This window comes from Parafrankia sp. EUN1f (assembly GCF_000177675.1).
GTDB lineage: Bacteria > Actinomycetota > Actinomycetes > Frankiales > Frankiaceae > Parafrankia.
In genome coordinates this window covers 1-11939 of sequence record NZ_ADGX01000048.1, presented here as the reverse complement: position 1 = coordinate 11939, position 11939 = coordinate 1, and the positions used below count along the sequence as shown (strand labels likewise).

The following is an 11939-nucleotide window of genomic DNA, read 5'->3' as shown; positions in this document are numbered from 1 at the left end:
ACGACCGATGCCGGCCCCTGGCCCGCTGCCCCGGGCGGCGTGTGCGGCGTCGTCTCGACCGCGGTCACCGGACGTCCCTGATCGCGACGGGCAGGTGAGTCAGCCCGCGGACGATGAAGCTGTGGTCCTGCCACCGCAGTCCCTTCTCCTGACCTGTCAGCGGCTCCAGCCGGCCCGCCTGCCGGTAGAGGGCCTCGATCGCGATTTCCGCCTGGGCCTGGGCCAGTGGCCCGCCCAGGCAGCCGTGCATCCCGTGTCCGAACGCGAGGTGCCCGCGTTCCGCGCGGCCGATGTCGAACTCGTCGGGCCGGTCGAACACCGCCGGGTCGCGGTTGGCCGCGCCGAGACAAAGCAGCACCTCGTCACCGGATCGCACCTGATGCCCGCCGATCTCGGCGTCGACCGCAGCGATGCGCTTGGTCAGTTGCAGCGGGCTGTCATAGCGCAGCGCCTCGGCCACTGCGCCCGGGGCCAGCTCGGGACGCTCGCGCAGCAGCGCGTCCTGCGACGGGTTGGAAAGCAGCGCGAGCAGCCCGTTGCCGATCAGCGACGTGGTCGTCTCAAGGCCGGCGACGAAGCACATGATGCAGACGAAGGCGATCTCCTCGTCGCCCAGTTGGTCTCCGCTCCCGGTCCGTGTCGCCAGGAGGTGGCTGATCAGGTCTTGGCCCGGGCGGGCCCGACGCTCGTCGATCACTTCGCCGACGGCGGTGACGAACAGTTCGACGACATCCCGCACCCGAGCGAGGTCGTCGGCCTTGAGCAGGCCCGGTTCGAGCAGGAAGCGGATGTCGTGGGTCCACCCACCGACCTGTTCGCGCACATCGCCCGGCAGGCCCATCCAGTCGCACAGAACCGCGATCGGAAGTGGCGCCGCGAAGTCGCCGATGACGTCCATGCCGCCGCTGTCCAGTGCTCGGCGCAGCAACCGTCCGACGACGGCCGCCATCCTGGGGCGCAGCGTGTCGACCGCCGAGGCGGTGAACACCCGGTTGACCAGCGCACGCAGGCGCCGGTGCTCGGGATCATCGGTGAACACCAGCGATGACGCCGCCAGCCGCCTGATGCGACCGACGTCCTGCCGGCCGAGCTTGCCCGCCTGCCGGTCGAGCTGGCGTGGGATGACGCTGACGCCGAACCCGCGGTTGCGCAGCACACTGTGCACGTCGGTGTGCCGGGTGAGCACCCACATGCCCAGCGTGCGGTGAACCGGGCGGTGTTCGCGCAGCCCGCGGTAGATCGGGTAGGGATCCTCGCGGAACTCGGCGCTGAACGGGTTGAAGCGGATCGCCGTGCTCTGGGTCGTCGTCATCGTGCCGTGGCCTTTACGTCCCCCGAGGCAGGGGCAGGGGTCGCGCGCCCGGCGTACCCGCGGGGGTAGGGCGTGAACACCAGCCGGTACAGACAGATCTTGCCCGAGCGGAAGCCAAGCGCGGACATCCGCAGGTAGCGCTCGTAACGGGCGACGATGTCCGGGCCGACGAAGCCGGTCGCCTCGTCGCGGCGCGCGCGCAGGCGCCGGGCCCACTGTTCGCAGGTCCAGGCGTAGTCCAGCCGGTCGTTGCGGATCAGGCGCGTCTCCAGCACTCCCTCCGCGGCGGTGGTGATCTCCGCAAGGGTCGGCAGATCGGCGTCCGGGAAGATCTCCTGCTGCATGAACGCGCTGGCCTGCTCGCGGGGCATGTTCGCGTAGGCGATCGTCTGCAGCGACAGCGCGCCGTCCGCCGTCAGCCAGGATCTGGCGCGCTCGAAGAAGTCCCGGTACGTCTGGATCTTTTCGGCGGATGAGTCCTGCGGGCGCGCGAAGTGCTCGAACGCGCCGATCGAGATGATGCCGTCGAAGAGCTCGTCGGGTTCGTAGTCCCGCCAGTCCTCCGTGCGGACCTCGACCCCGGGATGACCCGCTGCAGCGACGTGGGCTGCCTGCTCGATGCTGAGCGTGAGCCCGACAGCTCGTGGCACCCGGTGGGTGAGAGCGAGACGTCCCAGGACGGCGCCCCAGCCGCAGCCGATGTCGAGCACGGCACCCGCGCGCTGCGCGTTGACGGCGTCGAGGTGGAAGCGCAGCTTGCGATCCTGAGCGGCTTCGAGATCGTCGTCCGGGCCGTCGGGCATCGCGCACGAGTAGCTCAGCGACGTGTCCAGCCACAGCCGGTAGAACTCGTTGCCGACGTCGTAGTGGTAGCGAACGGCTGCCGCGGCCGCGGCAAGAGCGTCGTTGGTGCCCCGGGCTTCGGGCCCGGGGCGGTCGGGTCCGGATCCGTCGGGCTCGAAGCCGTCGCGGTCGGCTGTCTGGCGCTCGGACGCCGGCGCGGTCACGCCGCCCCTTGCCCGGTCCGCTCATGGAGGTAGGCGGCGACCGCATCAATGGTCGGGTTCTCGAACAACGCCTCCGGTGGCAGGTCGACGCCGTACCGCTCCTCCACCTCGATCAGCAGTGAGACGGCGACGGCCGAGTCGATTCCCAGCCGGTCGAACGACGCCGTGGGCGACACCGCGTCCGGCGCGACGTTCAGCAGCCCCGCGATGTACTCCTGGCACCAGTTGGCAATGGATTCCTGGGTTGTTGTCACAGCAGCGGCTCGTTTCTCAGGAGGCGACGGCGGGGGTGACCGTGTCGTTCGCGGCGGTTCTCCGCGCGGCGATCCGCCGTGCGGAGGGTGTCTTCAGATCGCTCGCGAGGCCCAGAGCGGCGCAGGTCCGGATGAACCAGAAGCCCGGGTCGGGGCGATACCAGCGGAGACCGAACGACGGTGATTCGGGGAAAGCGTGATGGTTGTTGTGCCAGGACTCGCCGAAGGTGAGAACTGAGAAGATCCCGCCGTTCCGGCTTTTCTCCCGGGACACGAAGGGCCGGGTACCGAACATGTGCAGGAAGGAATTAATCGCCCAGATGACGTGCTCCAGGAGGAATATGCGGACCAGCCCGCCCCACAGCAGCCCATAGAACGCACCGACCAGGCTCTGGTCAATGATCCCTCCGATGGCGGCGGGGAGCGCCAGCCCCAGCGCGACCCAGAGGTTGTAGCGCCTTGCCACCCGGATCAGCGCACGGTCCTTGATCAGGTCTGGAGCATAGTGGACGACATTGGGGTACTCATGGCGGCGCATCCATAGAAAATGCGAATGAGCCAGGCCGCGCAGCCGGCCCCGCAGCCCGTCACCCGCGAGGTTCGGCGAGTGCGGGTCGCCTTCCTGGTCGCTGCACTCGTGGTGCCGTCGGTGCAGGGCGACCCAGGACACGAGGCCGCCCTGGCCAGCCATCGAGCCGGTGATCGCGAGCGCCGCCGCCAGCGCTGGCTTCGCCCGGAACGCGCGATGGGTGAACAGTCGGTGGTACCCGACGGTGATACCCAGCCCGGTGACCGCCCACATAGCCACCAGCAGGGCGATCTCGGTGGCGCCGATGGGCCGTACCGTAAGGAGCGCGAGCGCGACGGCCGTCCCGACGATCGGCACGATGTCGAACAGCAGGAAATGCCGCCGCTGCAGACGGTGCACATAGGGATTGCTGATGGTCTTCCGGCGTGGTTCGGCGCCGGCCCGGCCGAGCCCTGGCATGGGCTGGGCCGCAAGGGCGTTTTTGTCAGCTTGTTCGACAGCCTGAACGCCGTCGTCGACCATTTAGCTCACCAGCCCTCTGGTGGGGGATATTCAACCTGCGGTCGTCGGACGAAGTCATTTATAGCCCACGAGTGCCAGGCCGGTGCGACCTTGCGAAAAAATTGCCTTCAAGCAATTGATTCAGGATCCTGGAATCTTGTTCGGGTCGGCGTGCGGTGGCACAGTCGCTCGCTTTCGAGTTCGATGTCGACATCGGTGATGCGATTCCGCCGCGGTCGTTGCGGCCTGATTAAAAAATGAACATCGGTCGACATGCAGACTCAATTTATAGTCAGCAAACGCCCGGAGCAGTGCCGATGGGCGGAATCATGCTTGATTTTTGTTGACGGAGTGACCTTGCCCCGGTCGCCGGACTGGCTGGATCTGGTAGCCGTGCCACGACGGCACACCCGCCGCGCCAGGCCCTGGCTGTCAGGCCCTGGCTGTCAGGCCCTGGCTGTCAGGCCCAGGCTGCGCCCAGGATCGGGTGCCTGCCGGGGCTGAGCCCGGCGAACGCGACGATCAGCCGGATCGGCCCGACGATGCCCCTGCCGACGTTCGGGCTGGCCGTCGCGCCGGTCGCTCCGGTCGTGATCTGGACACGCCGGACGGGCTGGCGGAGCTTGCGTCCAGACCGCGCCAGGCATCGGCCAGATGACGGATCGGCTGGCGAGCACTGGGCCCCGGATCGGGCGAGCCAACGGCGCGTGAACATTCTCGGACCCCGCCACCCCCTTCCCGGGCGGCCAATAGAAACCGTCCCATGACCCAACTCAACCGACGCACCGTCATCCTCGGCGGGATGGCGGGAGTGGGAACTGCGCTGGCGGGTGTCTCGATCGCCCGGGCCGCGTCCTACCCCTTCACTCTCGGTGTCGCCTCCGGCGAGCCCACCGCAGACGGATTCGTTCTGTGGACCCGCCTCGCGCCCAGTCCTCTCAACGCGGACGGACTCGGCGGAATGTCGAGCGCCAATGTCACCGTGGAGTGGCAGGTGGCGACCGACCAGTACTTCACCACGCTCGCCGCCAGCGGATCGACGACCGCCGTCCAGGCCTGGGCGCACAGCGTCCACGTCGAGGTCAGCGGCCTGCAGCCGAACAGCGAGTACTGGTACCGGTTCCGTGCGTCGGGCCAGATCTCCCCGGTTGGCCGCGCCCGCACCGCGCCGGCCGTCGGCACCAGCCCCACCCTGAAGATGCTGTTCGCCTCCTGCTCGCACTACGAGGCCGGATACTTCACCGCCTACCGCCGGATGGCCGAGGAGACTCCGGACCTGATCCTGCACCTCGGCGACTACATCTACGAGGGCGGCGCCGGCTCCGGCGTGCGCTCGCACCAGCCGACCGCGGAGATCACCTCGCTGGCGAACTACCGGGTGCGGCACGCCCTCTACAAGACCGATGTGGACCTGCAGGCCGCGCACGCCGTCGCGCCCTGGATCCCGGTGTGGGACGACCACGAGGTCGAGAACAACTACGCGAACCTCGTCCGGGAGAACTCCACCCCCGCCGGGGACTTCACGGCCCGGCGCGCGGCCGCGTACAAGGCGTACTACGAGCACATGCCGCTGCGCTCGGCGCAGATCCCCGTCAGCCAGAACATGCAGCTCTACCGGCGGCTGCGCTGGGGCAGCCTGGCCACCTTCCACATGCTCGACACCCGGCAGTACCGCGACGACCAGGCCTGCGGCGACGGCACGCAGGTCTGCGCGGACGCCGATCTCGCGAGCCGCACGCTGACCGGGGCCGCGCAGGAGACGTGGCTGCTCAACGGCCTCGGCCAGCACCTCGGCACCTGGGACATCATCGGCCAGCAGGTCTTCTTCGCGCAGCGGCTGAGCTCCGCCGCCGGCGCGAAGAGCATGGACGCCTGGGACGGCTACACCGCCAACCGCGGCCGCATCCAGGCCGGCTGGCAGGCCAGCGGCAACGACAGCGTCGTAGTGCTCACCGGGGACGTCCACCAGCACTGGGCCTCGAACATCATGGACAACTACACGACGCAGAACCAGGTGATCGGCACCGAGCTGGTGACCACCTCGATCACCTCCGGCGGTGACGGCACCGGCGCCGGCACAGGCCTGTCCACCCTGAACCCGCACGTGAAGTTCAACTGGAACCGCCGCGGTTACGTACGCACCGTCACCACCCCCACCCAGATGGCGGTGGACTTCCGCGTGCTCAACCAGGTCACCGTGCGTGGCCTGGCGGTCAGCACCGCGCAGAGCTACGTGATCCAGGCCGGGAACCCCGGCCTCCAGACGGTCTGAAGGGGGCAGCGATGCACAGGCGCAACAGGCGCATCACCCGTGTCGCGGTCATCGGCACCGCGGCGACGGCCGCCCTCGCCGGCATGCTCGCCGGCCCGCTGGCCGGCACCGCGCTCGCGGACGGAACCACGACGGCCGACGTCACCTGGACAGTCGCCAACACCGACGCCACCGGCGACCAGGACAACGCGGAGGTGTCCGCGACCCGCAACGGCTACACGGCCGTCGTCTGGGAGGACGACCGCGACACGACCGCCCCCGAGGACACCCTGCACACCGAGGTCTACCTCCGTCTCTACAAGGACGGGACGTCCCTGTACGAGAAGCAGCTGTCGGCCGGTGGCAGCGGGAACTGGCGGCACGTCCAGCCCGACGTCGCCCTGCACGACGACGGCACCGCGGTGGTCATCTGGGCGGAGGACCCGGACGGCAACGGCTACTACAACATCGCGGTGCGCACGGTGAACACCGCCGGCACGGTGACCGGATCGGCGCAGGCGAACGCCGACTCCACCGGGCAGCAGCTCAACGCGCACGTCGCCGCGGACCCGGACACCGCCGGCTTCGCGGTCGCCTTCGAGGACGTCCAGACCGGCACGGAACCGACGGTGCGCCTGTCCGGATACGCGTCGATCTCGTCCAAGACCTACGAGGTCCAGGTGAACACGGCCGGCGGCGCCCACCACCGGCCGGACGTCGCCCAGGACGCCGTCGGCAACGCGATCGTGGTCTGGGACGAGGACGGCGACGGCAACGGCGCGTTCAACGTCGGACGCAAGGTGTTCACGCCGTCGGGTGGGGTGAAGGTCGCCCAGACCATCGCCAACGTGGCGACCGCCGGGGACCAGGTCCACCCGTCGGTGGCGGCGAACTTCAACGGTGACTACGTCGTCGCCTGGGAGACCGACCAGAACGGCACCGCGCAGGTCGGTGCCCGGTCGTTCAGCGCGGCGAACGTGGCGGGCCCGGAGGTCATCCTGCCCGGCGCGGACCCGCAGGCCGGCATCGACGACCAGCGGCGCGCCGTGGTCGCCTGGGCCCAGGGCGCCGACGTCTACGCCCAGGGCCTCAACGTGGACGGCACCAGCACCGGCCGGCTCCCGCAGCTGCGGGTGCACACCACCATCGCCGCCAAGCAGGACGAGCCGGCGCTGGGCGTCAACGCGTGGGGCCAGATCGTGATCGCCTACACCGACGACCACGACGGCAACACCTTCGACCAGGTGTACCTGGGCACCGGTCTGGTCAACAGCACCTGGTAGGAGCACCTGGCAGCGGCACCAGGCAGCGGCACCAGGCAGCAGCTACCGGGTCGACAGCCCCTGGGGCTGTCGACCCGGTACGTCCAGTCAGAGGTCGCGGGTCAGGAGGCGCACGCGATCGAGCTGCACGAGGAACTCCCCGAGTTGACGGCCACGCTTCTCCCAGAGCACGGCCGCCCAGCGCATCGCGCACGCCCGCCGCGCCGCGTCGAACCGCGGCCGGTCGGCGTCGGTGATGCCCAGCGCGTCGATAACCCCCGGCCACAGGGCGTCGTCGATCTCCTCGCGGTACGGATGTTCGACCAGGTCCGCGGCGTCGAAGACACGATCGCTCCAGCCGCTGTACTCGAAGTCGACACACCGGCAGACCGCGCCGTCCCACAGCCAGTTGCGCAGATTCCCGTCGCCCCGGGAGAAGACCCGCGGCGCCGGGCGGCCGAGGATCTCCGGGTCACCGCTGTTCGACCAGCGCCGCAGCAGGTGCCGTAGATCGGCGCTCAACGTGCTGTCAGCCACCCGGGCAAGCCGGCGCGGCCAGGTATCACTCAGGGTCTCCAGGCAGAACTGGATGGATTCCACCCGCACGAGGGTCTCGAAGCCGGCCTCCAGCGGTACGGCGGTGATTGCGCGCAAGGTGTCGACGAGGCCGTCGAGCGCCGCGATCCGCTCCCGCGGGCTGTCGAGGTGGCGGACCTCTCGGCCAGGGAGCATGGTCATGATCACGATCGGCGGGCTGCCGTGCGGATCCCACCACAGTGGCCGCGGCGCCCACGGCACCGAACGCCGTGCCAACAGTGACAGCGCCCGCCACTCACGCTCGGCTCGCCACCGGTCACCCGACGGGTAGGCCTTGACACACACCTCGCCCTCCGACGGGGTGCCCCAGCGGAACGCGTAGTTGTTCAACCCCCCGGTCAGGGGCCTCAGGCCCAGCTGACTGATCCGCTCGCCCCTCTCGTCGTCCGGGGCCGCCAGGGCCTGCCGGAGGGCGGTGGCCAGCGAACCAGGCCGGGCAGGCGGCTGCGGCTGCGGCTGCGGCTGCGGCTGCGGCTGCGGCTGCGGAGAGATGGTCGGCGTAGCGGACCGGACGGACCTCGGAGCCGGCGGGCTCACGGGGGCACCCGGCCGCTGGCTCATCAGAAACTGGTCGGACATGGACCGATTGCGACATGGCCTTGTGGGACTTCTGTTGGTGAATGTTGGCGTACCCTCCCGCACCGGGCACAACGACCGGAACGGCCCATTCGGGATGCTGGAAACGCGCCCGCGGGGCCGGTTATCCTCCGTCGGGGGGAAGATGGAAATCAAACTGCTGGGCCAGGTGCGCATCATCGCGTCCGGGCAGGTCGTCGAGGTGGGGCCGCCACTTCGATGCCGGGTACTCGCGGTGCTGGCGGTCGAGCCGGGCCGCCCCGTCCCGACCGAAACACTGATCGAGCGGATCTGGCCCGAGGAAAGGCCCGACCATCCCGGCGACAGCCTGCGCGTGTACATCAGCGAGTTGCGGCGCCTCCTCGCGGAGAACTCCGACCCGGCCCGTCCGGTGCGAATCCCGCGCAGCAGGGACGGGCGTTACCGCCTCGACCTGGACCGCGAGCAGATCGACGTCTTCCGCATGTTCGCGCTGCGGCGGCAGGCGAGATACGCGGCCGGAAACGACGAACGGCTGGCACTGCTGCGCGAGGCGAGGGGCCTGTGGCGGGACGAGCCGCTGGCGGATATGCCGTCGGCCTGGGCTGAAAGCGTCCGGGAGGGCTGGCGCCGGGAAAGGCGGGCGCTGACCGCGGACTGGGCCGCCACCGAGCTGGACGCGGGCAGCCCGGAATCCGTGGTCGAACCGCTGCTGGCGCTGACCCACGGCGATCTGCGCGACGAACGCCTCGTCTCGCTGCTGATGCGCGCACTGGACGCGACCGGCCGGCGCGGCCAGGCACTGAAACTGTACGAGTCGGCCCGCCACCAGATGGCCATTGCACAGGGCTATGAACCCGGGCCCGAAATGAGCCGGGTACACCAGCGCATTCTCGCCGAAAGTGCCACTGACGGGAACCGGAACGGCGCCCGGGACGGAAACGGCGGCGGAAACGGGGGCCGGCAGCCGACGGCCGGGTCGCAGCGCCGCGCCGGCACGCCTCGCCCAGCGGACCCGGATCGACCAGGGGTGGTCGGAGTCCTGCCGCCCCGGGCCGACAACTTCCAGGACCGGGACCTGGCCGGCCGGCTCCACGAGGCCGCGGCCGCCGGACAGACGGCGGTGCTCACCCAGGTGGTCGCCGGCCTGGGCGGAGTGGGCAAGACCCAGCTCGCCGCCGACCTCGCCCGCCGTCTCTGGCAGGACGGGCATGGCGAGCTCGACCTCCTGGTGTGGGTGTCCGCGCTCAGCCGCGACGCGGTGGTGTCCCGCTACGTCCAGGCCGCGCTGCGGCTCGGCCTCGGGCGGGAGGACGACGATCCGAACAAGCTCGTCGAGAATTTCCTCTCCTGGCTGGAGAACACGCGGCAGCGCTGGCTGGTTGTCCTCGACGACCTGGCGGAACCGGCTCACATCCGCGGTCTGTGGCCGCCCGACAGACCCACCGGACGGGTCGTCGTGACCACCCGACGCCGTGACGCGACGCTTCTCGCCCGCGGCAGCGCGGTCGAGCTCGGGGTCTTCACACCCGCGGAGGCACGGCAGTACATAACCCGGAAACTGGCCGCCCACCCGCTGCTGGCCGACGACGTGGACCGGGTCGTGGACCTCCTGGGTGCGTTACCCCTCGCCATCAGCCACGCCGCCGCGTACATGGTCGACCTGGAGATGCCCTGCACCTCGTACGCGGATCAGTTTGTCGACCGCAGCAGAAAGCTGCAGGAGATGTTCCCCGAGGAGGCGGCCAACTTCGACGAGTACGCCCACACCGTTGCCACCACCTGGGGAGTCTCCATCGACAGCGCGGACGAGAGGCGCCCGGCCGGCTACGCGCGCCCGTTGATGGAGATGCTGAGCACGCTGAATCCCCATGGAGTTCCGGGGCGGGTCATGCGGACGCGCGCCTCCCGGGAGCATCTCGCGCGCCACGTTCCCTCCGCACCCGACAGGGACCGCATCCACGGTGGGTTACGGGCCCTGCACCACTTTCACCTGGTCAGCTACGAGAACGACGTCATCCGGGTGCACGAGCTGGTACAGCGAGCGGTTCGCGATGATCTCGCGGCAGACCCCTCGTCCGGCTCGGACCGATCGGTGGTGGTCGCTCGGGTGTCCGCCGACGCCGTCCTGGAGGTCTGGCCCGCCGCGGACAGCGACCGTGATCTGGGCCAGCAGCTGCGGGCCAACGCGATGGCCATCGAGAACAGCCACCCCAAGGCCATCTGGGACCGCGGGCGCGGTGTGCACCCGGTCATGGAACGGGCCGTCGCCAGTCTCGGCACCGAGGTCCGGCTCGACGACGCAGGCGACCTGAGCACCCGGCTCGGTGACCTCTCCGGGCAGCTGCTGGGCCCGGACCACCCCGACACTCTTTCGCTGCGGAACCAGAACGCGGCGCTGATGGGCGACCGCGGGCAGGTGCGGGAGGCGAGAGCCAGTCTCGGGTCGTTGGTCCAGGACGTCCGGGCCGCACTGGACAGCGCCCGCGGACAGGCCGCGGCCCTGCGCGACACCAAAACCCACCAGGACACCGAAACCCACCACGACACCGAGGATCGCCAGGCCGCGGGTGAAGATCACCAGGCCGACGGTGAGGACCCGGCCCGGCGGGTGGAGAAACTGGAGAACCTGCTGGTCGAGGTGAGGAGGAACTTCGCCTACCAGTCCGGCCAGGCCGGCTTCCCGACAACGGCCGTGACGCAGCTGCGCGCGGTTCTCGCGGACCAGGTCCGCCTGCTCGGGCCGGAGCACGCAGCGGTGATCGACACTCGTGGTCAGCTCGTCTACTGGCGTTCCAAGGCCAGCGACACCACCGGCTCGGTGGCCGAGTTGGAGGAGCTGGTGGATCTCGCGACCCGGGTCCACGGTGCCGACAGCCGGCAGGTCCTCGAGCTGCGCAGTCTCCTCGGTACCCAGCACGGTGACGCCTTCGACCCCGCAAAGGCCGTGTTGGAGATGAGCGAACTCCTCGCGGACATGCGCCGAGTGCTCGGCCCGGATCACCGCGACGTTTCCGTCCTGCGCCTCAACCTGGCGACGCAGCAGTGGCGGGCCGGTGACTGGCACAGTGCGGCCGCCGCGCTGAGCGACCTGGCCGCCGAACGGCAGCTGACCCACGGGCCGCACCACCGGGACACGATCGCCACCCGGCACGTCCACAGCAAAGTCCTGATCGACCTGGGGAGATTCACCGAGGCCGCCACGGAGCTCGAGGCCGTCGTCTTCGGCACGAGCGAACTGGTCGGCCCCCGACATCCCGACACCCTGCGGCGACGCTACGAACTCGCGTGCGTGTACGAGCGGCTGGATGCCGATCACCGGGCGAAAGCAGCCGAGATCCTGCGGGCCGTCCTGGCCGATCAGGTGGACGTCCTGGGAACGGACGCGCACGAAGCGGTCGTCGCCACGAAGGAGGCGCTCGCCCGGGTATGTGCCGACCCCAGCCCAGGCCCGGCCTGACCCCCGTACCTCCCAGCCCGGGACGTCTCAGGCGGGCGTGCCCGCAGAGTGGTCCGTGGCGCCGTCGTGGATGGCTGGACTCGCGGGTTTGCACTGGTAGATGCCGCTTACACTGGTGCCTCGCCATTGGGGGTAATACGGCGGGGGGTGTCGGCCAGTGCGCCGGCTTGGTTCGCAGTTACGTCCTGAGCGAGCGGCTCGGCCGCGGCGC

At 69.9% G+C, this 11939-nt stretch carries 8 protein-coding genes; 3 read left to right on the top strand and 5 right to left on the bottom strand.

The features are described 5' to 3' along the window. Positions 1–64: 64 nt before the first annotated feature. The 4 genes from FREUN1FDRAFT_RS16130 to FREUN1FDRAFT_RS16115 are packed head-to-tail and all read right to left on the bottom strand — an operon-like array spanning position 65 to position 3561. On the bottom strand, positions 65–1312 hold the full coding sequence (locus FREUN1FDRAFT_RS16130) for a cytochrome P450 (RefSeq protein WP_006541168.1): 1248 nt from the start codon (positions 1310–1312) through the stop codon (positions 65–67). Then, positions 1309–2319: a cyclopropane-fatty-acyl-phospholipid synthase family protein gene (locus tag FREUN1FDRAFT_RS16125; RefSeq protein ID WP_006541167.1), complete on the bottom strand. Its 1011-nt coding sequence runs from the start codon at positions 2317–2319 to the stop codon at positions 1309–1311. Before FREUN1FDRAFT_RS16125 ends, FREUN1FDRAFT_RS16130 begins: the two co-directional genes overlap by 4 nt. Then, positions 2316–2573 carry an acyl carrier protein gene (locus FREUN1FDRAFT_RS16120; RefSeq protein WP_006541166.1) on the bottom strand — a complete coding sequence of 86 codons (258 nt, stop codon included), beginning with the start codon at positions 2571–2573 and terminating at the stop codon, positions 2316–2318. Before FREUN1FDRAFT_RS16120 ends, FREUN1FDRAFT_RS16125 begins: the two co-directional genes overlap by 4 nt. Before the next feature lie 16 nt (positions 2574–2589). Beyond that, positions 2590–3561 (bottom strand): acyl-CoA desaturase, encoded by a 972-nt coding sequence (locus FREUN1FDRAFT_RS16115; protein ID WP_035951807.1) that lies wholly within the window; start codon positions 3559–3561, stop codon positions 2590–2592. An 805-nt stretch (positions 3562–4366) separates the two neighbouring features. Here FREUN1FDRAFT_RS16115 and FREUN1FDRAFT_RS16105 point away from each other — a divergent pair. After that, positions 4367–5875 carry an alkaline phosphatase gene (locus FREUN1FDRAFT_RS16105; protein WP_006541163.1) on the top strand — a complete coding sequence of 503 codons (1509 nt, stop codon included), beginning with the start codon at positions 4367–4369 and terminating at the stop codon, positions 5873–5875. 11 nt (positions 5876–5886) lie between these two features. Further along, positions 5887–7137, top strand: coding sequence for a hypothetical protein (locus FREUN1FDRAFT_RS16100; protein WP_006541162.1), 1251 nt, complete (start codon positions 5887–5889; stop codon positions 7135–7137). Between the two features lie 87 nt (positions 7138–7224). Here FREUN1FDRAFT_RS16100 and FREUN1FDRAFT_RS16095 read toward each other — a convergent pair whose 3' ends face one another. Then, complete coding sequence (locus FREUN1FDRAFT_RS16095; RefSeq protein WP_232295220.1) at positions 7225–8250, bottom strand: aminoglycoside phosphotransferase family protein; 1026 nt, start codon at positions 8248–8250, stop codon at positions 7225–7227. A gap of 184 nt (positions 8251–8434) precedes the next feature. Between FREUN1FDRAFT_RS16095 and FREUN1FDRAFT_RS39860 the strand changes: the two genes are divergently transcribed. Further along, positions 8435–11728, top strand: coding sequence for a BTAD domain-containing putative transcriptional regulator (locus tag FREUN1FDRAFT_RS39860; RefSeq protein ID WP_006541160.1), 3294 nt, complete (start codon positions 8435–8437; stop codon positions 11726–11728). The last annotated feature ends 211 nt before the right edge of the window (positions 11729–11939 follow it).

What these genes read in the sequence shown, in the direction of transcription:
- FREUN1FDRAFT_RS39860 (WP_006541160.1), top strand. Translation starts at nt 8,435, where the DNA reads ATGGAAATCAAACTGCTGGGCCAGGTGCGCATCATCGCGTCCGGGCAG.
- FREUN1FDRAFT_RS16115 (WP_035951807.1), bottom strand. Translation starts at nt 3,561, where the DNA reads ATGCCAGGGCTCGGCCGGGCCGGCGCCGAACCACGCCGGAAGACCATC.
- FREUN1FDRAFT_RS16105 (WP_006541163.1), top strand. Translation starts at nt 4,367, where the DNA reads ATGACCCAACTCAACCGACGCACCGTCATCCTCGGCGGGATGGCGGGA.
- FREUN1FDRAFT_RS16130 (WP_006541168.1), bottom strand. Translation starts at nt 1,312, where the DNA reads ATGACGACGACCCAGAGCACGGCGATCCGCTTCAACCCGTTCAGCGCC.
- FREUN1FDRAFT_RS16100 (WP_006541162.1), top strand. Translation starts at nt 5,887, where the DNA reads ATGCACAGGCGCAACAGGCGCATCACCCGTGTCGCGGTCATCGGCACC.